Source organism: Vibrio cholerae ATCC 14035 (assembly GCF_000621645.1).
Classification (GTDB): Bacteria; Pseudomonadota; Gammaproteobacteria; order Enterobacterales; family Vibrionaceae; genus Vibrio; species Vibrio cholerae.
Map to the genome: position 1 here is coordinate 104,326 of NZ_JHXR01000009.1, position 20,353 is coordinate 124,678.

20 protein-coding genes are annotated in these 20,353 nt (G+C 48.2%); 7 read left to right on the forward strand and 13 right to left on the reverse strand.

The window, feature by feature from the left end:
• Window positions 1–5 precede the first annotated feature (5 nt).
• The 5 genes from T411_RS0106505 to T411_RS0106525 form a co-directional block, all read right to left on the reverse strand.
• Complete coding sequence (locus T411_RS0106505; protein WP_000811594.1) at window positions 6–551, reverse strand: septation protein A; 546 nt, start codon at window positions 549–551, stop codon at window positions 6–8.
• A 232-nt stretch (window positions 552–783) separates the two neighbouring features.
• Complete coding sequence (locus tag T411_RS0106510) at window positions 784–1,008, reverse strand: hypothetical protein (protein ID WP_000422989.1); 225 nt, start codon at window positions 1,006–1,008, stop codon at window positions 784–786.
• A gap of 197 nt (window positions 1,009–1,205) precedes the next feature.
• Complete coding sequence (locus T411_RS0106515) at window positions 1,206–1,853, reverse strand: YdcF family protein (RefSeq protein ID WP_000044450.1); 648 nt, start codon at window positions 1,851–1,853, stop codon at window positions 1,206–1,208.
• Window positions 1,846–2,676 carry an NAD(P)H-binding protein gene (locus tag T411_RS0106520; protein WP_000832744.1) on the reverse strand — a complete coding sequence of 277 codons (831 nt, stop codon included), beginning with the start codon at window positions 2,674–2,676 and terminating at the stop codon, window positions 1,846–1,848. Before T411_RS0106520 ends, T411_RS0106515 begins: the two co-directional genes overlap by 8 nt.
• A gap of 103 nt (window positions 2,677–2,779) precedes the next feature.
• Entirely contained in the window at window positions 2,780–3,013 is a 234-nt protein-coding gene (locus T411_RS0106525; protein WP_000673327.1) for a TIGR02647 family protein, read from the reverse strand.
• Window positions 3,014–3,364: 351 nt separating this feature from the next.
• Here T411_RS0106525 and focA point away from each other — a divergent pair, with 351 nt between their 5' ends.
• The 5 genes from focA to T411_RS0106555 all read left to right on the forward strand — a co-directional run bounded on the left by focA (window position 3,365) and on the right by T411_RS0106555 (window position 10,721).
• Window positions 3,365–4,207, forward strand: a complete 843-nt coding sequence (gene focA, locus T411_RS0106530; protein ID WP_000400843.1) for a formate transporter FocA — start codon at window positions 3,365–3,367, stop codon at window positions 4,205–4,207.
• Between the two features lie 679 nt (window positions 4,208–4,886).
• Window positions 4,887–5,069, forward strand: a complete 183-nt coding sequence (torE, locus tag T411_RS0106540; RefSeq protein ID WP_001286267.1) for a trimethylamine N-oxide reductase system protein TorE — start codon at window positions 4,887–4,889, stop codon at window positions 5,067–5,069.
• Window positions 5,070–5,115: 46 nt separating this feature from the next.
• Entirely contained in the window at window positions 5,116–6,300 is a 1,185-nt protein-coding gene (gene torC / locus T411_RS0106545; RefSeq protein ID WP_000838520.1) for a pentaheme c-type cytochrome TorC, read from the forward strand.
• Between the two features lie 23 nt (window positions 6,301–6,323).
• Entirely contained in the window at window positions 6,324–8,786 is a 2,463-nt protein-coding gene (gene torA, locus T411_RS0106550) for a trimethylamine-N-oxide reductase TorA (RefSeq protein ID WP_001018813.1), read from the forward strand.
• Between the two features lie 198 nt (window positions 8,787–8,984).
• Window positions 8,985–10,721, forward strand: a complete 1,737-nt coding sequence (locus tag T411_RS0106555) for a glycoside hydrolase family 36 protein (RefSeq protein ID WP_000018991.1) — start codon at window positions 8,985–8,987, stop codon at window positions 10,719–10,721.
• 3 nt (window positions 10,722–10,724) lie between these two features.
• Here the strand turns inward: T411_RS0106555 and T411_RS0106560 are convergent, their stop codons facing one another.
• Window positions 10,725–11,456: a substrate-binding periplasmic protein gene (locus T411_RS0106560; protein WP_000464739.1), complete on the reverse strand. Its 732-nt coding sequence runs from the start codon at window positions 11,454–11,456 to the stop codon at window positions 10,725–10,727.
• 63 nt (window positions 11,457–11,519) lie between these two features.
• Complete coding sequence (locus tag T411_RS0106565; RefSeq protein ID WP_001896851.1) at window positions 11,520–12,728, reverse strand: putative manganese transporter; 1,209 nt, start codon at window positions 12,726–12,728, stop codon at window positions 11,520–11,522.
• 185 nt (window positions 12,729–12,913) lie between these two features.
• On the opposite strand from T411_RS0106565, the gene T411_RS0106570 reads away from it, so the two are divergent.
• Complete coding sequence (locus T411_RS0106570) at window positions 12,914–13,819, forward strand: manganese-dependent inorganic pyrophosphatase (RefSeq protein WP_000604829.1); 906 nt, start codon at window positions 12,914–12,916, stop codon at window positions 13,817–13,819.
• Window positions 13,820–13,953: 134 nt separating this feature from the next.
• A complete protein-coding gene (locus tag T411_RS0106575) occupies window positions 13,954–14,343 on the forward strand; it encodes a DUF2750 domain-containing protein (protein WP_000070239.1) in 390 nt (129 codons plus the stop codon).
• A gap of 17 nt (window positions 14,344–14,360) precedes the next feature.
• Here T411_RS0106575 and T411_RS0106580 read toward each other — a convergent pair whose 3' ends face one another.
• The 6 genes from T411_RS0106580 to T411_RS0106605 are packed head-to-tail and all read right to left on the reverse strand — an operon-like array spanning window position 14,361 to window position 20,331.
• Window positions 14,361–15,131 carry a DUF2927 domain-containing protein gene (locus T411_RS0106580; RefSeq protein ID WP_012034275.1) on the reverse strand — a complete coding sequence of 257 codons (771 nt, stop codon included), beginning with the start codon at window positions 15,129–15,131 and terminating at the stop codon, window positions 14,361–14,363.
• Window positions 15,132–15,920 (reverse strand): peptide ABC transporter ATP-binding protein, encoded by a 789-nt coding sequence (locus T411_RS0106585; RefSeq protein WP_001275032.1) that lies wholly within the window; start codon window positions 15,918–15,920, stop codon window positions 15,132–15,134. It abuts the gene before it with no gap.
• On the reverse strand, window positions 15,917–16,912 hold the full coding sequence (locus T411_RS0106590) for a peptide ABC transporter ATP-binding protein (RefSeq protein ID WP_001128844.1): 996 nt from the start codon (window positions 16,910–16,912) through the stop codon (window positions 15,917–15,919). Before T411_RS0106590 ends, T411_RS0106585 begins: the two co-directional genes overlap by 4 nt.
• Complete coding sequence (sapC, locus tag T411_RS0106595) at window positions 16,912–17,799, reverse strand: putrescine export ABC transporter permease SapC (RefSeq protein ID WP_000947600.1); 888 nt, start codon at window positions 17,797–17,799, stop codon at window positions 16,912–16,914. The genes T411_RS0106590 and sapC overlap by 1 nt, the downstream gene beginning before the upstream one ends.
• Window positions 17,786–18,748 (reverse strand): ABC transporter permease, encoded by a 963-nt coding sequence (locus T411_RS0106600; RefSeq protein WP_000498493.1) that lies wholly within the window; start codon window positions 18,746–18,748, stop codon window positions 17,786–17,788. Before T411_RS0106600 ends, sapC begins: the two co-directional genes overlap by 14 nt.
• Window positions 18,748–20,331: an ABC transporter substrate-binding protein gene (locus tag T411_RS0106605; protein WP_000173173.1), complete on the reverse strand. Its 1,584-nt coding sequence runs from the start codon at window positions 20,329–20,331 to the stop codon at window positions 18,748–18,750. The genes T411_RS0106600 and T411_RS0106605 overlap by 1 nt, the downstream gene beginning before the upstream one ends.
• Window positions 20,332–20,353: the final 22 nt, after the last annotated feature.

Sequence of the window (20,353 nt, forward strand, 5' to 3'; positions counted from 1 at the left end):
ACAATTTATTGGTTTTTCTGTTTGGGTTCATGGGGAAGGTGTTTGTAGATGTAGCCCCCCGTGAGCAGAGTAAACACAAAGGTTGCCGCCAACAGACCAAATACCTTGAAATTGACCCAGACATCAAGCGGTAGGTGGTAGGCAACATAAAGATTGAGTGCAGCGCAGCCGCTGAAAAACATCACCCATGCCCAGTTAATGGTTGACCATACCGCATCCGGCAAGGTGAGCTCTTTACCGAGCATCCCTTTGATCGCAGGCTTACCCATGATCTGGCTGATGGTTAGACCGAGCGCAAAAACCACATACACAATCGTCACTTTCCATTTGATGAAGTTATCGTCATGCAGGGCTAAGGTCATGCCACCAAACAGAGCAACCATCACGAATGTGATGAGCTGCATTTTCTCCACTTTTTTGTACATAGCATAAGTGACAATCACTTGAAGTGTCGTGGCGGCGATCAGCGCCCCTGTTGCTACGTAGATGTCATAAAACTTATATAAAGCGAAAAAAATGATCAGTGGAATAAAGTCGAGCAGTTGTTTCATTTTGGGTACGTCCAGTCAAATGAGTGGCGACAGTGTAGCGAAACTCTTTGGCAAGAAAAACTGTTAAGCGATGTTTGGATTCTCTACAGAGGCAAGCGCCGGTCGCTTAAGTCATGCTCAAGGCTGTAATGATTTGAAGTCAGGAGGGAGGCGGAGATAAACAAAGGATGGCTTTCGCCATCCTCATCTGTAACACATGACGAAGATAAGTGCACTTACCTGAGCCATCAGACTAGTTCGAAAAGTCATGTAACTCGTGAAGGTAGCCTTCGCTTCTTAGGGCTTCGAGGGTTGACGCTAATTCATCATCGGACATGGTTAAACAGCTGGATTTACCCGTCATGCCATACAAGGTCTGCTGATAATCAAGCGCAGAGTAATAGCCCATACGATCTTCCAACAATTCACGCATTCCTATGTGAATAAGGTCGTAGCAGTGGTGACGTTGTAATTCCATAATCAAACTCCTTGATTGCTGTTTGGAAAGTGGAGGCGACCCCAACGTTCATTTTTACTCAAACAGTCACTTCTATCCAAAAAGTCACTTCCATTTCCAAAGTCACTTCTATTCAAAAAGTAGCATCTACCTAAAAAAGTCACTATCTAAAAAAGTAACCTATACCCCAAAATAGCTAAGCAAAACCGATGCCACAATCATGACATTTCAAGATTCACTTTTAATGGCAACAAGGCTTGATAGGCCTGCATCACTGGCTCTGGGATAGGTTGTGTGATTTGAAAACCCAGCGCTGGATAATCTCGGATGCGTTCAAAATCGCCCAGCATGGCATTGAGCACAAAATCACTGGTGAGCTCTGAAGTTAAATAGTCAAAAAAACTGCCTGCGGGTGAGCTGACCTGCACACTTTCGACCGATTCTGGCCACTGTTGCATAAATGTCGCATAAGCGCGACGTTCCATATAAGGTTTTTGCACCAGTAAGATGCGTTTGGCAGGCCAAGCTTGTTGCACCAGTAGCTGATGGCTGAAATGTAGATTTTCACCACTATTGGTCGATTGTGTCTCAAGCAAAATCGCGTGTTCAGGGACACTTGCATCTTTGGCGATCGCAGCAAAAGTCTCCGCCTCACTGTGGTTAAATACCCCTTGAGTAAAACGGCCAAAGCCACCGGAAAACAGTACATAAGGGGCAAGGCCTTGGTGGTAGAGTTTTGCCGCATGTTCTGCCACGCGGACATCGTTACTGCCGAGCACCAAAATCAGATCCGCAACGTCGGGTTGTTGGTGCAATTGCAAGTAATCCCAAAGGGTTTCAATCTGTTGATACAAGCGTTTACTCATAACCGTGCACAGCCTCTAAGGTGTGAGAGAAATGAAAACGGTAACCAGCTGCCAATAATTTGTCGCACACAATCCGTTTCTCCTCTTTATCACACAGCGGTGGCAGAGGCAGGTCGCTTGCTACTGCGTCGAGTGCGGCCTGATAAAACTCCGCTTTACTGACCGTGTTGGGGGTTGTGGCGTTGATAATCGAGTAGGGGAGCTGCTCTATCGAAAAATGAGCGATACCAATCGCGTCATACAGATGCAGCATATTGGCTGGCGCGAGTCGGCTGACTTGTGCCATTTTGCTGACAAAGCGTGATGGGTGGCGTTTAGGCCCCATCAGGCCACTGCAACGCAGAATGGTGTAATCCATACCTGAGGTGATCACATACTGTTCGGCTTTGAGTAAGATGCGCGCTTTCGCATCAAAAGCGGAATTATCCAGTGCCAATGCCAAAGAGGCGTCTTGTTCATTCATCGTTTTGGCGATATCGGGATACACAGAGGTTGAACTGATCATCACCAGTTTTTGAATATTGGCCTGTTTGGCATGCTGCACCAAGTTTTGCCAATGTTTGGCATAGTGCTCGCCAGCGCCTTGACGAAAACCGGGAGGAAAGCAGCCAATGACGGTATCGCATTGCCGCTCAAGCAAAGCATCGCTTAAGCCATCGGGTTGGTCTAATTGGCAAACAAAACTCTCAATACCTTGATCTTCAAGAGTTTGAACAGCCTGTGGGGTAGTGCGTGTCGCATACACAATATGGCCTTGTTGCTTAAGCCATTGTGCCAGTGGCAAACCTAGCCATCCTGCACCTATCACGACAACTCTTTTCATCAGTTCATCCTTTATCTAAGAGCGAATGAGGTGGCTACCGTAACACAGTTGGAATCAAGGGAGAAAGGTAATGAGCGCAGTAAAGCGCTCATTCAAAACAGGGTTACGCGTTCAGTACACGCAGTACGCGGTCAGCGTGTTCGGCAATCTCGATGCCTTCATCGGTGAGGTAACCACCATCAGGTTGAGTACATAAGCCTTTGTTATACAGACGAACCACAGCGGCTTGTACCGCTTCAGACGCATCGTGGTGCACTTTGATGCCGGTCGCTGCGCTGCTCAAATCAAATTGCAGCAGTAAATTAAGCTCATCGATGTGCTGTTGAGTGAATTTCATGGCTATTACCTTTTTAAGCTGTTGTTGCGGCAACAATAGGCTGCGCAGCATCAACACGCAATCTTGTGCTCGCAGAACTGTTAGCTTGACCCGATCTGGTGTTTTTTTCAGCGCAAAATGAGGGAAATGTTTTGAACAACAGCACAAAAGTCACTGCGAGAGGAGTGAAGCTCAAGGTGACCACCGAACGCGAGAGTTGAGGTGAATAGACCGAGAAAACGGCACTGCAACTCCAAGTAGGACGGGTATCTAAACATTTTTCGTGAACATGACAAATAGCCCTTGAACTCAAGGGGAAATAGAGCGATTATCCGCCACCTCTTCTGTTGTGTGTCAAAATGTAACAAGCTCATGGAACATAACCAATTCGATTCTCTTCTCCCACCCCAGATGGCAGAACGTGCCGCCATTACGGGTGAAGGTAAAGCTAAAAAAGCGGCGTACAAATCTTTCCTGTTGGCGATTTCTGCTGGCATCCAAATCGGTATTGCCTTTGTTTTTTATACCGTAGTCACGACTGGTGCTCACGATATGCCTTACGGGGTGACTAAGCTGCTCGGCGGCTTAGCTTTTAGCTTAGGTTTAATCCTAGTCGTCATTACTGGCGGTGAGCTGTTTACCAGCTCAGTGTTGATTTTGGTGGCGAAAGCGAGTGGTAAAATTTCGTGGAAAGAGCTGGTTCGCAACTGGACGGTGGTCTACTTCGGTAACTTATGTGGTTCGATTATCTTAGTGTTTATCATGCTCGCCACCCGTCAGTTTATGGAAGATGGTGGTCAGCTTGGCTTAAATGCGATGGCGATTTCCCAGCACAAATTGCATCACACCTTCTTGCAAGCTTTCGCGCTTGGATTGATGTGTAACATCCTAGTTTGTTTGGCGGTTTGGATGACCTTTAGTGCCCGCTCGTTAACTGATAAAGTGATGGTCTTGATCCTGCCGGTGGCCATGTTTGTCTCTTCCGGTTTTGAGCACTGTATTGCCAATATGTTCCAAGTACCGATGGCGATTGGGATTAAGTATTTTGCGCCAGAGAGTTTTTGGGCAATGACAGGAGCGAATATCGCTCAGTACGCAGATCTCAACTTTGTTAACTTCATCGTCAATAACCTCATTCCAGTGACCTTAGGCAATATTGTTGGTGGCGGTGTGTTTGTTGGCATGTGGTACTGGCTGATCTATCTAAAAGATTAATCCTGACAACCATCAGCGCTTCCCCAATACCCCACAATCCCTGAGTGTTACTCGGGGATTTTTTTACCTGTTTTTCCTTGCACTCATGAGGTTATCATCGTGGTGCAATCGCTTTTCGACACCAGTAGTCTTATCCACATTTTCTGTGGATAACTCAGAGCAAACGCCGTGTGTAACCTTATCGAATTGAATTCTGTGAGGAACGGTGCGCATTTCTTGTGCAAGCTGCCTACTTTTGGGGCGCAGCAATGCCAATATTTCCTTCTCACCTGAAACTGTAGCGGTGTTGGCTGGTGTCATTCACCCCAATCGCTCTTTATCGCCAATCTGCAACTCCAAGTAGTTTGGGTATAGATATTTACGGTTTGTCATTATTTGAATGGTGAAACGAAAAATATGTCTTGGCTAAAATAGGCTGTTTGTTTTTATTTTGTTTTAAATTCACAAAATAAAAACAATATTAATTTGTCATAACTGTTCATAATTTTTCATCTCATTTTTTAATCAGACACAACTCCGTTCTAACTCAAAAAAGTGTTGATTAACAAGGGTTGGACGATGGTTTTAGATTGAACCCTATTAAATGTATGGTCTAACATTCGCCTTAATTAAACTTGATTTGTCGCCTCTCTGAAAAATAAGAGTGGCGGAAATTTCAGCAAATAAAGTAGGCAAATGTATGAGTGATGTTAATAAAGTCGAAAGCGGTGAAAAACGCTCTCTGGAGTGGAAGTCATTCCTCTTCATCACTGTGGTTCTTTTTCCCATCTTAAGCGTGGCTTTCGTGGGTGGATATGGATTCATTGTGTGGATGCTGCAGATGTTCGTGTTTGGTCCTCCAGGTCTGCACGGCGGTTTCTAACCACCTCCATTTCTACTGTTGAATGACTTAGCTAAGAGAAGAAAGCATGAAATCGTTAATTTTAAAAATGTGGCGCACCATGACGCGTCCCGCGGTACACATTAGCCTAGGGGTATTGACTCTCGGTGGCTTTATCGCTGGGGTAATTTTCTGGGGCGGCTTTAACACCGCTTTGGAAGCGACCAACACGGAAGAGTTCTGTATCAGCTGTCACACCATGCGTGACAACGTGTACCAAGAGCTGCAAACCACAGTGCACTGGAAAAACCACTCTGGTGTGCGAGCGACCTGTCCTGATTGTCACGTCCCGCATGAGTGGACAGCGAAAATCGCACGTAAGATGCAAGCTTCAAAAGAAGTATTCGCACAGATCTTTGGTGATTTAGATACACCAGAAAAGTTTGAAGAGCGCCGAATTGAATTGGCAAAACACGAATGGGATCGCTTTGCGGCGAACAAATCTCTGGAGTGTAAAAACTGCCATAACTACGAATCGATGGATTTTGATCAGATGTCCGCAACGGCGCGCATCCAAATGAAGCAAGCGGCTGAGCGCGATCAAAGCTGTATCGATTGCCACAAGGGGATTGCCCACAACTTGCCGAAAAACATGGAGAGCTCAAGCGGCTTGATTGGTGAGCTCGAAGGTATGGCATCCAACACCAAATACTCCAATGGTGAAACCTTAGTCAGCGTGCGTTTCCTCCCTGTGTATGAAGATGATCAAGCCAAAGTGGAAGCGGGTCTACTCAACCCTGCTTCTGAAGTGAAAGTGCTGACTGAAAAAGGCGACATGATGCAAGTGGAGATCAACGGCTGGCGTAAATCGAAAGGCTTTGGCCGTGTGATCCAAGAAGATTTCGGTATGAACATCGCGGTGGCGTCGCTACTGAAAGAGGCCGCCATGTCGGATGCGATTGTGACCACGGGTGAGCAGAAAGTCGATGATATGACGGGTCTACCTTGGGAACAAGTGAGCGCGAGAGTGTGGATGAAAAAAGAAGCCATGCTGAACGACATCAACCCGGTTTGGGAAAAAGCGCGTGAAGCATACAAGACCAACTGTTCTGTCTGCCACACCCAACCGGATGAAGCGCACTTTGATGCCAACACTTGGCCTGGCATGTTCGACGGTATGTTGGCATTCGTCAACTTCGATACCGACAGTGAAGCGCTGGTACTCAAGTATCTGCAAAAACACTCTTCAGATTTCGCTGAAGGCCATCACTAAGCAACGTCATACGGAGTCATAACATGGCGATTACACGAAGAAGTTTTCTGAAAGGTGTCGCAACCACCAGTGCGGCATCGATCATTGGCCCAAGCCTACTGACCTCAGTTTCTGCCCAAGCGGCAGAAACCACGGGAACTTGGAAAGTCTCCGGTTCTCACTGGGGCGCATTCCGCGCCCACATCTACGGCGGAAAGGTACAAGAGCTGAAAGCGTTGGAGTTGGATACCCACCCAACGGAAATGTTGAACGGCATTCAAGGCATTCTGTACAGCCCATCTCGCGTGCGTTACCCAATGGTGCGCCTCGATTGGTTGAAAAAACACAAATACAGTGCAGAAACGCGCGGTAACAACCGTTTTATCCGTGTGACTTGGGATGAGGCGATTGACCTATTCTACCGTGAATTAGAGCGTGTGCAGAAGCAATACGGCCCTTGGGCACTGCACGCAGGCCAAACCGGTTGGAACCAAACCGGTGCTTTCCACAACTGTACCGCGATGATGCAACGCGCGGTGGGTATGCACGGTAACTACATCACCAAAGTCGGGGATTACTCGACTGGTGCTGGTCAAACCATCATGCCTTACGTACTGGGTTCAACCGAAGTTTACGCGCAAGGTACCTCTTGGAGCGAGATTTTAGACAACTCAGACAACATCATTCTGTGGGCAAACGATCCGGTGAAAAACCTGCAAGTGGGTTGGAACTGTGAAACGCACCAGTCTTTCGGCTATCTGGATCAACTGAAAGAGAAAGTCGCAAAAGGCGAGATCAACGTGGTTTCTGTTGACCCAGTGAAAAACAAAACGCAGCGTTTCTTACAAAACGATCACTTGTACATCAACCCACAAACTGACGTGGCGTTTATGCTGGCGCTCGCGCATGTGTTGTATACCGAAAATCTGTACGACAAGAAGTTCATTGAAACTTACTGCTTGGGATTTGAAGAGTTCATCCCTTACGTACTGGGTAAGAGCAAAGATAAGGTTGAAAAAACGCCTGAGTGGGCAGCGACAATCTGTGGCGTGAAACCCGATGCGATCCGCGATTTCGCCCGTATGTTGGTCAATGGTCGTACTCAGCTGCTGTTTGGTTGGTGTATCCAACGTCAAGAGCACGGGGAGCAGCCGTACTGGATGGGCGCGGTACTGGCGGCCATGATCGGTCAAATCGGTCTGCCGGGTGGCGGTATCTCTTATGGTCACCACTATTCAGGCATCGGCGTACCTTCAACGGGGTTTGCGGGTCCTGGCGGCTTCCCACGTAACCTTGACCAAGGTGCGAAGCCGAAGTGGGATAACAATGACTTCAACGGTTACAGCCGCACGATTCCGGTTGCTCGCTGGATTGATGCGATTCTCGAACCGGGTAAGAAGATCAACCACAACGGAAATACAGTCACGCTGCCCGGTTTCAAGATGATGGTGATTTCGGGTTGTAACCCTTGGCACCACCATCAAGACCGCAACAAAATGAAGCGTGCGTTCCAGAAACTGGAGACTGTGGTGACGATTGATTTCAGTTGGACGGCAACCTGCCGCTTTTCTGACATCGTACTGCCTGCTTGCACCCAGTGGGAACGTAACGACATCGACTCTTACGGTTCCTACTCAGGTAAAGGCCTGATTGCGATGCATCGTTTGGTTGACCCGCTGTTCCAGTCACGTACTGACTTTGAAATCATGACCGAGCTGACCCGTCGCTTTGGCCGTGAAAAAGAGTACACCCGTGGCATGGATGAGATGGAGTGGGTACGTTCACTTTATGACGAGTGTAAGAAAGCCAACGAAGGTAAATTTGCCATGCCAGAATTCGAAGAGTTCTGGGAAAAAGGCTTCCTTGATTTTGGTACAGGCACACCTTGGGTTCGTCATGCGGATTTCCGCAAAGATCCTGAAATCAATGCATTGGGTACGCCTTCTGGTTTTATCGAAATTACGTCACGTAAGATCGGTCGCTACGGTTATGAACACTGCCAAGAACACCCAATGTGGTTTGAGAAAACCGAACGTTCACACGGGGGGCCGGGCTCTGACAAATATCCGTTCTGGTTACAATCATGCCACCCAGATAAGCGTCTGCACTCACAAATGTGTGAAGCCGAAGCATTCCGCGCGACTTACGCAGTGCAGGGGCGTGAGCCAGTGTACATCAACCCAGTGGATGCGAAAGCCAAAGGCATTAAAGATGGCGATCTGGTGCGCGTATTCAACGACCGTGGTCAGTTATTGGCGGGAGCGGTGCTGAGTGACAGCTATCCACGTGGCGTGATCCGCATTGAAGAGGGGGCTTGGTATGGCCCATTGACAGAGAAAGTTGGGGCGATCTGTACTTACGGCGATCCCAATACTCTGACTCTGGATCTGGGAACGTCAGAGCTGGCGCAAGCCACTTCTGCCAATACCTGTATCGTTGATTTTGAGAAATTCCGTGGTGAAGTACCTCCTGTAACTTCATTCGGTGGCCCAATCGAAGTCATCTAGTCATCTCTTTAACGTAAAATGCGCGTTATCCCTCAAGCCAGCGTTCAACGCTGGCTTTTTTCTTCTCTTTTATCCGTAAATCCGCTTAATCTGTCGCCAAATGAACCGTTGGATACGGTTGGAACACACAAAACGTGAACCAATTAACGTCATGCGTAAGCCATTGGTCAGACACTCAGAGCAAAAAGGAGAGAATCAATGAGCCATCTCAGATTAGCGAATGGGCGAGAAATCCTAGTGCAGCAAGCGGATATTGAGCTGGAGATCGCAGGCAATGAGCTTTTTGCTCGGTATATCGGGTTACACAATCGACCTTTTGAGCGCCGTTATCCACTGTTTAGCACTTTACTGGATGTCGAATCGGATGCCCGCTTAGTGGGGGATGGCTTTCAAATGCTGTCGCAAGCCTCAGGTACGCTAAGCCATATCCAAGAAGTTGGACGATGTCCAGATAACAATCTCAGTTACCGCATCTACCCGCATGATGCGCCAAAGCGTTTTTACAATACCTTGATGATAGAGGCCGCTGGCCGCTATCTGTTGTTTGGCTTTACTTCTTGCCAGCGTTTTGCGGGCTTTTTTGAAGTGCTCCGTCACCCGCAGCATTGGGTGTTAAGCGCGTTTATTGATGGAGAGGAAACCCGCCCACAAGACTGGATCACCAATCAATTGGAATCGGTGATTTGCTTAGAAGGCGAATCCATGTCAGAGCTTTACCAAGCCTATGCCGAGGCGATCTCTCGCCACCATCCGCCAAGACCCCATCTCAAAGATCCCGCACCAATGGGCTGGTGTTCTTGGTACGCCTATTATGCAGAGGTGACCGAACAAGATATCAAAGAGAATGTCGCGATATTGGCGGAGCGTCACCCAGAATTGGAATGGGTGCTGCTGGATGACGGCTATCAAGCGTTTATGGGCGATTGGCTCACACCATCCCAAAAATTTCCCAGTGGTATTCAGCAAGTGGTTGCCGATATTCGAGCCCAAGGTAAAAAGCCCGCCATTTGGCTCGCGCCTTTTATCGCGGAAGCGGATTCAGCGGTCTTTCGTCAGCATCCGGACTGGTTTGTGAAAAATGCCGCAGGTCAGCCACTCAAAGCCGAAGAGATCACTTATGGCGGTTGGCGCTGTACGCCTTGGTATGTGTTGGATGGTTCTCATCCGGATGTGCAAGAGCACTTGACCCAAGTGGTGAAAACCCTGCGTGAAGAGTGGGGCGTTGAACTGTTTAAGCTGGATGCCAACTACTGGGGAACGCTACAAGGCCAGCGTTTTCAATCGGGTGTTACGGGTGTAGAAGCGTATCGAATGGGCATGCAAGCCATCGCGGAAGGCGCAGGCGATGGGTGGCTACTCGGTTGTAATGCGCCGATGTGGCCTTCACTGGGTTTGGTGGATGCAATGCGTGTGTCGGATGATGTAGAGCGCAATGCCGATCGCTTTTGCCAAATTGCGCGTGAAACCTTAATGCGCAGTTGGCAGCACCGGCAACTGTGGCAAATCGATCCGGATTGCTTAACGCTCACCTCGCTGCCCAATCAAAGTGCCGATCGCGCCAGCTACGAATTCCACCGTAATTTGCTGCTTGCCAGTGGTGGTTTGCTATTGTCAGGCGACCCACTGCCGAAATTAACACCGTTTGCAAAACAGAGCCTGAAACGTTTACTCAAACGATTCCAATACAGTCAGAAGGCGGCCAAAATCACTTCCTTGAGTATGCGCCATGCCTTCTTACCGCTGACCGATAAAAATGATCTGCACTGCTTGTTTAACTTCAACGGTAAAGCTCAGGAGTTTACCTTGGTCGCCAATCATCCGGTGCAATGGTATGACTATTGGACAGGAGAGCAATTAAGCAGCGAACCTTCCAAACTGCTCATCGTTAACTTAGAGAAGGGGTTACAAAGCCGCGCCATTTTTACAGTGGGTTAATGGTTATTTGACCAGATTATTGTTTGGCTCGATGGAGAGGTTTTGGGATTGTTGCCATTTTTCAATACTCTGACTCAATTGTGGCAAGAGGTCTTTTTGAGTTTGGTGAACGTAATGATAAAGCTCCTCTTGTAAGAGAGGGTTACTCACCACTTTAAGTTTAGGGTATTGATTTTTTACCTGGAAGAAAACTGGAACGGCCGTGAGCCATATATCGACGCGTGATTTGCTGACCATTTCGGCGGCAGATTGAGCAGAGTTGACCTGATAAACTTGGCTGCCTAAATTCAGCTCTTTGGCATATTGCGTACCATTAAGAATGACAATTTTGAGATCTTTTAATGCATTAAGATCGTCGAAGAATAAGGTTTGATTGGCGGAAATAGCGACAACAGTCATTGAATAAAGCGCGGGCTCGACTTTGATAAGATTGCTGGCATTAGGCAGAGCGCCAATTCGTAAATCCAACGCTTGAAAATGTCCCTCATTACTCATCCTGACGGCTCGCTCATCGGGTAGTACGACGAAGGTGGGTGATATACCGATTTGTTGGTATATCGAGGTAAGATCATCCGTTAATTTGACTAATTGATTCTGTTCTGAGAAAAGTTCATTTACGTAAGTCTCACCTAAGGCGATCTCATAGGCTTTAACTTGTGAGATGCCGATTAAGCTAAGTACAAGGATAGAAAAAAGCCTTCCAAACAAGCACATTTCACGCCCAAAAAAAAACATACAAGCTCTCCTACCAGACTAGTAGTGAGTATAGTCACTGTTTAGAGTATGAGTATGGCTATCTCATCGTTCAAACAACCAAAAGTAACCGTAGCCCACTATCGCGGCGGGAATTGAGGAATAGAGCGTGGCCATTAACGCGGCTTTAGGTGCTAACGCAATGGCGGGGAATAGCGCATCACCATCGTTCGAAATCGCATTCGACAATTGAGCTGAAAATGGCAGTGCACCCGACAAGTACAGACTGGTGACGAGGATCTGCGGTCCGCAGCCGGGTAAGAGGCCAATCATAATGCCGAGTGCTGGCATCCATACGCCCCAATTCCCCCAATTTGCGCCAATTTCAAATCCCGTAAAGTGCAGGGTCAATTCGAAGGCAAGAAAGGCGATGATCACCCACGCACTTACGAAGTTGGTATCTTGCGCGGCTTTTTGCATCGGGTGTGAAGTGCGGATTTTATCGTCTTCACTCACGGTGGATTGATAATCTTCAATTTCTTGCGTGAGCGCCCACAGCAACATGCTGCTAACGGCCAGTAAAGCACCGATCCATTCGATACTCATTTCAGGCAGTGACAACACTTGGTTGATGTCGATTTGAAATGAAGAGGCAAACGCCACTAGGGATGCAGGGAGTAAAAGGTATTTCCAGAACAACCCTTGGAGATTGATCGCTTTAAAAGAGACGGTGCTAGTGGCGGAGCAGCAAGATGTCCGCAGTTTATTGCTCAGTTCAGTGAGCGCAGGACGCATAAAATCATCCCGATGCAGAGCATTGATCACTAGACCAGTGATACAACCCGTTACAACCCCAATCCCAATCACATAAAGCCCAGTCACTGGTTGGCTGGCGAGCAGCAAGAAAGCGGCATCGCCCATCGTGGCCGTTAATACCGCGACCAAAGCTCCAAAACCCACTTTGCCGCTGACAAATTGCGTAGTGACAACAATCGCCCCTCCGCAACCTGGCAAAGCACCCAGTAGAGCGGCAATCACCACTTGTAGGTTTCGCGAGCGGTGATAAGCGCTGACTAAAGCGTGTGCACCATCCAGCCAGCGAGACACCCAATGATAAATTGCTAAAGTAAAGGCCACATAAGTTGACACTGCCCAGAATGAATCCGCTAAGGTTTCGACTGTCACTGCGCGAGTATTCTCACTGACAAGCAAAGCAAAGAGAGCGATAGGCAGCAGCAGTCGCTTGTATCTGAGGTTAAACAGAGAGACAAGGACGCGATGATTTGCCATGTTTGGCCATTTTAGAGAGTTCATAGAATATCGCGCGCAATGAATGAGAATTATTATCGACAATATAGTTGAGAACTATTCGCAATTTCAAGCGAGTTGTTGGCAGAAAAAGGTTTTTTTGATTTAGCACCATGAAGAAATTATGAAATTGAGTAGAGTGCACCCTTTGTTTACGCCCGTTTGATGGCAAAGAGAAAATAGGTAACAGAATGATTTTAGTCGTTGGTCATAAAAACCCAGACAGTGACAGTATTTGTAGCGCATTAGTGGCGGCTGAGCTTTTAAAAGCACGTGGTTTAGAAGCGAAGGCGGTACGCCAAGGTGAAATCAACCGTGAAACGCAACATATTCTGAATGTGGCAGGCGTTGAGCAACCAGAATTACGTACCAGTGTAGCGGGCGAACAAGTGTGGTTGGTGGATTACACCGATTTAGCGCAAGCACCGGATGATCTCCATCAAGCCGAAATTCTTGGGATTGTCGATCACCATCGTCTTGGTGATGTGATGACAGTGAATCCACTGGAAGCGTGGATTTGGCCTGTCGGTTGTACCAGCACTATTTTGTTCAATCTGTTCAAAATGGAAAATGCAGAAATCACACGCCCACTCGCGTTACTGATGATCTCTGCCATTTTGTCTGACACGGTCGGCTTTGCCTCACCAACCTGCACGCAAAAAGATCGTGATGCGGTGGCTGAGTTATCGGTATTAGCGGGCATTACCAATCTGGAAGGCTTTATCAAAGCGCTACTGATTGCGAAAACTGACATTGAAGGTTTAAGTGCGGCGCAGCTGGTCGAAAAAGATCTTAAAGCTTACCCATTCAATGGCCGTGAGTTGGTGGTTGGTCAGGTTGAACTGGCTACGCTAGAGCAAGTCGTGGATATGATTGATGCCTTGGAGGCAGATCTGCAACGTCGTTGTGATGAGGAATCATTGGCTCTTGCAGCACTGATGCTGACCGACATCACTACCGCGCAAACTCGTCTGCTGTTTAAAGGAGAATGGTCAGAAAAACTGGCTAAGCATGCAAAAGACGGCGTACTGATGATGGAAAACACCCTAAGTCGTAAGAAGCAAGGTTGGCCTTGGCTACAAACGGAACTGGCTTGATTGCCACTTCGCGGTTAACATTCTTGTTAAGCAACGCTCACGCTGTATGCCGTGGGCGTTTTTTTATCTCTGATTGTAGGCGGTATCCTGCAATTTCATCGTTCAGTAGAATGGCAACAATAGGTGGGGAAAACATGTCCAATCCATTAACCGCAGAGCAAATGGCGCTCATCAACCAATATGACCAAGAGCAACGATTCAACTACTGCCTGAAAGAGATTGTGGCTAACCAGCAAGTGTGGATTTTAAAAAATGAGCACGGCTGCGTAATGCTTAATACGGAAGAGGAAGAGTGTGTTCCGGTATGGCCGCATCGTGAATTTGCGCAAGCGTGGGCAACCGGCGAATGGGCTGAGTGTGAGCCAGAATCGATTGGCTTGAACAAATGGTTTAGTCGCTGGACACAAGGGTTAGAGCAGGATGATTTGTCAGTCGTGGTTTTTCCAAATGACAATGAAGAAGGGGTGATTTTGTTCCCTGATGAGTTTGACTTTGAACTGAAAAAACTCACTCACCGCCGCTAACTGATGCGGTGAAGTATTTAGCGTAACCACTCATACAGCGGTGAAGAACGCGCTTCTTGCACCGCATTCTCCAACACACCTTGCTGCTCGTACTGTTTGAGCTTTGCTTTGAGCAAACTTTGCAGTTGCGGTTGCCTCATGCCACTGCTTAATTCAGGTTCGTAGAGCAGCTTGAGTAAAATCACATCCAATGGGGACAGCAAATCTTCCGGCGTTTTATCGTTAAAGATCGAAGGGTAGGCGAGCTCTGAATCATTGGGTAATCCCATCACCTGAGTGATCTCCTCGACAATACACGCCAGCAGTTTGCCATGGTCACGAGCTTGATCGACCGGAATCACGACTGAAGCCGCAACAATCTCAGAGGCCGAATTGGTGGAATAATTGGCCTGACAGATTGCACCATGCATGGTTTGGGTGGCGGATTTACCCGCCACCTCTTCTAAGGCTTGTTGCCACTTTGATTGTTGGGTGAACACCCAAATTACGTTGGCCTCAGTGCGGCTGGTCACCACCTGAATTGAGTGCCCAGTCACTTGGGAGAGGTGTTGTACATGATCGCGTGCTAATTGCTCATGCAGGGCTTTATCAGGCACTTGGTGATCAAAATAGATGCGTAGAGGCTCACGCCATTTACTGAGCGGTTTTTCACCTGCGGAGTACTCGTTACGCAGTGCAACGTTGATAAATGCCCGTTCAATAAAGGCGGGATCGCGCCAATTCTCTTGACCAAAGGCACAGTGGCTAATAAGGGTGAGAAGCCCGATCGCAATCCCTCTTTTCATCACTCAATACTTAAAGGTGGGAGCCTTGGTAAAGTGGCTCTCAATCATGCGTTGGGTGATGGGATGCTGAGGATCCGCCAACACTTCGTGAGTTTCCCCCGCTTCGACCACGTCTCCTTCATGCATGACGATGATTTTGTCAGTGATGTGCTTGATCACTCCGATATGCTGGGATACATACACAAAGGAGACGCCCATCTCTTCTTGCAGTTCCAAAAACAGATTGAGGATTTGCGAGCGCATCGCCATATCCAGACCGTTCAACGCCTCATCGGCAATAATGATGGAAGGCTGTAAGATGAGCGCACGAGCCAAGCAGACACGCTGTTTTTGTCCAGTCGCCAGCATCTGCGGATAGAAGTAAGCATGCTCTGGCAGTAAACCGACACGTTGCAACGTATCTTTTACACGGCGCATTCGCGCTTCAGGTGTCATGCTGGTATTTCGTTTCAGCGGCCCTTCCAGAATCGTCCCAATCTGTAAACGTGGATTGAGCGAGGTATTCGGGTCTTGGAAAATCATCCGGATCAATTTACAGCGCGTCGAGTAGTCTTTATGTTCTAACAACTCCCCGTTGACGCGGATCTCGCCACCGGTCGGTGCAACCATCCCCGCTAACATGCGAGCGAGGGTAGATTTTCCTGAGCCATTTTGACCAATAAAACCAATGGTTTGTCCTGCTTCAAGAGTAAAGCTGACTGGCTTTACCGCATGTTGGATCTGTTTGCGTAAAAAGCCTGAGCGAGTGACAAAGTCTTTGTGCAGATTGGTGACTTCTAACAGCGCACTCATTGTGGCGACTCCATGTTGAGCGGGAAATGGCAAGAAAATTTATGGTTTTTTACCCAGCGTGAATGAGGGACTTCAACACACTGACGCTGAGCGTAAGGGCAACGTGGCCCTAAGCGGCAGCCAATCGGTAAGTGTTGCAGTGGCGGAATTGAGCCGGGGAGAGATTGTAATTTCTGTTTGTGCGGGATCCAGTCACTAAAATCTGGCATGGCTTTCAGCAGCGCTGCGGTGTACGGGTGCTTTGGCTCTGCCACAATTTTTGCAGTTTCCGCAGATTCCACCGATTGCCCGCAATACATGACGGTAATGCGATCCGCCCACTGAGTAATGGTGGTTAAGTCATGGCCGATGAGCAGGATCGAGGTGTTATTAACCTGATTCATGCGACTCAGCAAACGCAAAATTTGCGATTGAGTGATGGGGTCCACGTCGTTGGTGGGTTCATCTGCGATCAGCAATTTCGGTTTAGCGGCAATGGCCATCGCAATCATCACTTTCTGACACTCGCCATCCGTCAGCTCATAAGGGTAGCTAGACATGATGTCTTTGTGATCTTTGATGCCGACTTTGTGCAGCAAAGCAATCGCCTGCTTTTTCCGCCATGTGAAACGCTCCCACCAGCGTCCTTCGAAGGTGTGAAATGGGATGGACTCAATCAGTTGTCGTCCAACCTCTTCAGATGGATCAAGACAGGTGGAAGGCTCTTGGAAAATCATTGCCACATCGCGTGCGATCACGCGTCTGCGTTCACGCGGGGTGAGCTGCAACAAATCAATATTGCCAAGACGCATACGGTCAGCCGTGACGCGCCAGTTTTCTTTACAGATACCGACAATCGCTTTCGCAACCAAGCTCTTACCTGAGCCTGATTCACCCACTAAGCCACGAATTTCCCCTTCATTCATGGTCAAGCTCATACGATCAACCGCTTTCACAAGGCCTTGTGGAGTATCAATCTCAATCGTCAAGTGACGAATATCAAGTAACGGCATTATTCGACTCCCGCATTGAGGGCTTGGCGTGCACCATCGCCGACCAAGTTAATCACTACCACCGTAAACATAATGGCTAAGCCGGGGAGAGTCACTGTCCAAGGGGCAATATAGATGAGCTCGACTGAATCACCGAGCATCGCTCCCCACTCTGTACTGGGCGATTGAGCACCAAGCCCTAAAAATCCGAGCGCGGTGATATCCAGAATCGCAATCGAGAGTGCCATGGTAATTTCCGCTACGATAATGGGCAGAATATTAGGGAAAATGGAATGCCAGAGCAGATAAAATTCATTTGCACCATCTAGACGGGCAGCCATGACATAATCTTTTTCCACTTCATTGTGTACCGCAACATACACGGAGCGAATAAAGCGCGGGATCAGTGCCAGACCAATCGCCAGTAAAATGTTGAACTCACCGGCACCCAAAAAAGCCACAAAAATGATCGCCAATAGCAGTGAGGGGATAGACATCACCGTATCGAGAATATGGTTTAAGGTACTAGAAAGCAGTCCTTTGGTCATGCCAGCCAGTGCACCAATGGTTCCACCGACTAGGGTTGCAATCAGTGTAATCAGGACGGCAGCACCTATGCTAAACAGCGAACCATCAATCAGGTGAGACAAGATATCTCGCCCCAGATCATCGGTGCCAAGGAAATAATCAACGGTACCTTCGGGCTCCCAAGAAGGGGGCAGGAGCAATACGCTGGAGTGCATTTGCGGGTCGTAAGGTGCAATCCAAGGCGACAAAATGGTCACCAATGCAATAAACAGCAAAGACCACAAGCCAAACATGGCGAGATTATTCGCGCGAAAGCTTCGCCAGAAACGCTCAAACTGGGTTGGAATATGTTCTTCTTGATAAATACTATCGCTTAACATACCACTCTTTCCTTACCAAGGGGTTAGCTGCTGCGCCAATCAAATCAGAGAGGATATTGGCCGTTAGGACCAGAGTACCGACAACGATAACGCCTGCTTGAATCGACATGAAATCACGGTTGGCCAATGCATCCAATAACCAACGGCCGATACCCGGCCAGTTAAAGATCGATTCAGTAATAATGGCTAAGGTCAGCATGCTGGAAAGTTGAACGCCAAATTTCGGGATCATCGGTGGAATCGCATTGCGTAAAACGTGCTGAGTGACGATTTGATAGTTAGACAAGCCTTTAATTTTGGCGGCACGGATGTAGTTTTGGTTCATGACTTCGGCAACCGAAGCGCGCATTTGGCCGATGACTTGCGTGGTCGGCGCCAGCGCCAGCACTAAGCAGGGCAGCGTTAAATGCTCTATCACACTTTGCAGTGCTTGGCTGCGGTAGGGGGATTGAGACCAAAAGGCATCAATCAGGGCAAAGCCGGTAACGTGATCAATTTGATACAGCAAGTCATAGCGTCCCGCCACAGGAAATACCGGGAAATGCAGTGAAAACGCCATGATCATCATCAGCGCCAGCCAGAAAATAGGGGCAGAATATCCCGACATCGAAATGAACGAGATAATAGTGTCTAACCATTTCCCTTGTCGCATTCCCGCCAGTGTTCCGATAGGAATTCCTACGAGCAAAGAGAGGATAAACGCGATGGTACACAGCTCAATGGTAGCCGGAAATACCACCAGTAACTCATGGATAATCGGCACCCCATTTTTATTGAGGCCAAAGTTGAATTCCATCAGTTGCACTAAATAGCTTGACCATCCTTGCCAAAAGCCGATCAGCGTCCAAGGCGAGTGCGGGTCAAATCTGGCTAAGCTGTAGCCGACCATGGTCAAGATAAGCAAGGTGATGATAAATAAGTTAAATTTACGGACCGTATAGACGAACATTACTCGGCCACCCTCTCGACAGTATTAAACGGTTGGACATTAAATGGACTAATGCGAATGCCCGTTAATGATTTGCTATAAGCGGTAAACTGTATGCCGTGGGCGAGAGGAATCACCGGAAACTCCTGATTGAGGATATTTTGCGCCTGATGATACAGATTGAGGCGATAGCGCGGTTTATTGGCTTCTAGCGCCAAGTCCAACAGAAAATCAAAATCACTGTCGCACCACATGGAGACGTTGAGACCTGCACGGTTGGAATCACAAGAGAGTAAAGGGCGTAAGAAGTTATCCGGGTCACCCGTATCTCCCGTCCAACCACTTAAGTACAGGTCAATATTGTTGCGTATACTCAGCTCTTGGCGCTCTGAGCGATCTTCACTGATGAGGCGTAATGTCACCCCAATGTCGGCGAGATTCGCTTGGATCAGCTCTGCCGTTTTGCGCGGGCTAGGATTGTACGCTTTCGGCTCTACAGGCACTGACATGGTCAGCTCCAGACCCGTTGCAAATCCAGCCTCACGCAGCAAAGCTTGCGCGTAGTTACGATCGTAGCGAATCTGCGCAGTATCTTGCTGATAGGCCCAAGAGGTGGGGGGCAAGATGGTAAAAGCAATGCTTCCGGTGCCGTAATAGACAGAATCTAAGATATTTTGTCGATTAATCGCGAAATTGAGTGCTTTACGCACGCGATTGTCATTTAACGCAGGATGTTGAGTGTTCACCGCGATAAAGGCCACATTCATCGCAGGTGTGGTTTGCAGCACAATATCTGGGTTCTTTTCAATCGCGGGCAGCTGGCTGGAAATCGGTGCATTGAGCACATCACATTCATTGCGCAGCAATTTGGCCAGCATGCCAGTCCCACGTTGTGAAATATCAAACACCACTTGCTCGACTTTTGCCGCACCTTCCCAATATTGGGGGTGACGTTTCAAACGAATTAAATCGCGCGGATGGTATTCGGCAAGGTAAAAAGGCCCAGTACCCAGAGGAAGGTTATCCAGCTTCTCTTTTTCATCATCAATGATGAGCTGATTGGCGTATTCCAACGACAGAATCACCGCGTGGCTAGTGGCGATGTTGGATAAAAAACTGTTATCAGGCCGGCTAAGGACAAACTTTACGGTTAAGTCATCGAGCGCGCTGACATCAACCAATAGATTCTGAAAATCAATGCCTTTAAACCACGGATATTCGGTTTGGCCCATTTTGTGGTAAGGATTGGTCGGGTCAATAATGCGTCGAAAACTGAACACGACGTCATCGGCATTGAGTGGACGTGTCGGGCCAAACCAAGGAGTGGTTTGAAACGCGACATCGGGACGCAGCTTAAACACATACTCAAGTCCGGTGCTATTAACGGTCCAGCTACTGGCTAAACTGGCAACGGGTAAGTGTGTTTCGGGGTCTATCGTCAGCAAGGTGTTGTAGAGCTGCGGACCGAGTGCATCAGTGGTGATATCGTTATCCGCTAACTGCGGATTAAAGGTGCTCGGCGCACTTTCACCACAGTAGACAAAGCCGCTACTGCGGATCTTACTGTGGTCGATGTTTTCTCCACAGCCTGCCAGCAGAGTCATGCTGCACAGCCCTAGCGTAAAT

Bases quoted from the DNA above. Each gene is read 5' to 3' on its own strand.
- T411_RS0106505 (WP_000811594.1), bottom strand. From the start codon at position 551: ATGAAACAACTGCTCGACTTTATTCCACTGATCATTTTTTTCGCTTTA.
- T411_RS0106510 (WP_000422989.1), bottom strand. From the start codon at position 1,008: ATGGAATTACAACGTCACCACTGCTACGACCTTATTCACATAGGAATG.
- T411_RS0106515 (WP_000044450.1), bottom strand. From the start codon at position 1,853: ATGAGTAAACGCTTGTATCAACAGATTGAAACCCTTTGGGATTACTTG.
- T411_RS0106520 (WP_000832744.1), bottom strand. From the start codon at position 2,676: ATGAAAAGAGTTGTCGTGATAGGTGCAGGATGGCTAGGTTTGCCACTG.
- T411_RS0106525 (WP_000673327.1), bottom strand. From the start codon at position 3,013: ATGAAATTCACTCAACAGCACATCGATGAGCTTAATTTACTGCTGCAA.
- focA (WP_000400843.1), top strand. From the start codon at position 3,365: ATGGAACATAACCAATTCGATTCTCTTCTCCCACCCCAGATGGCAGAA.
- torE (WP_001286267.1), top strand. From the start codon at position 4,887: ATGAGTGATGTTAATAAAGTCGAAAGCGGTGAAAAACGCTCTCTGGAG.
- torC (WP_000838520.1), top strand. From the start codon at position 5,116: ATGAAATCGTTAATTTTAAAAATGTGGCGCACCATGACGCGTCCCGCG.
- torA (WP_001018813.1), top strand. From the start codon at position 6,324: ATGGCGATTACACGAAGAAGTTTTCTGAAAGGTGTCGCAACCACCAGT.
- T411_RS0106555 (WP_000018991.1), top strand. From the start codon at position 8,985: ATGAGCCATCTCAGATTAGCGAATGGGCGAGAAATCCTAGTGCAGCAA.
- T411_RS0106560 (WP_000464739.1), bottom strand. From the start codon at position 11,456: ATGTTTTTTTTTGGGCGTGAAATGTGCTTGTTTGGAAGGCTTTTTTCT.
- T411_RS0106565 (WP_001896851.1), bottom strand. From the start codon at position 12,728: ATGAACTCTCTAAAATGGCCAAACATGGCAAATCATCGCGTCCTTGTC.
- T411_RS0106570 (WP_000604829.1), top strand. From the start codon at position 12,914: ATGATTTTAGTCGTTGGTCATAAAAACCCAGACAGTGACAGTATTTGT.
- T411_RS0106575 (WP_000070239.1), top strand. From the start codon at position 13,954: ATGTCCAATCCATTAACCGCAGAGCAAATGGCGCTCATCAACCAATAT.
- T411_RS0106585 (WP_001275032.1), bottom strand. From the start codon at position 15,920: ATGAGTGCGCTGTTAGAAGTCACCAATCTGCACAAAGACTTTGTCACT.
- T411_RS0106590 (WP_001128844.1), bottom strand. From the start codon at position 16,912: ATGCCGTTACTTGATATTCGTCACTTGACGATTGAGATTGATACTCCA.
- sapC (WP_000947600.1), bottom strand. From the start codon at position 17,799: ATGTTAAGCGATAGTATTTATCAAGAAGAACATATTCCAACCCAGTTT.
- T411_RS0106600 (WP_000498493.1), bottom strand. From the start codon at position 18,748: ATGTTCGTCTATACGGTCCGTAAATTTAACTTATTTATCATCACCTTG.
- T411_RS0106605 (WP_000173173.1), bottom strand. From the start codon at position 20,331: ATGACTCTGCTGGCAGGCTGTGGAGAAAACATCGACCACAGTAAGATC.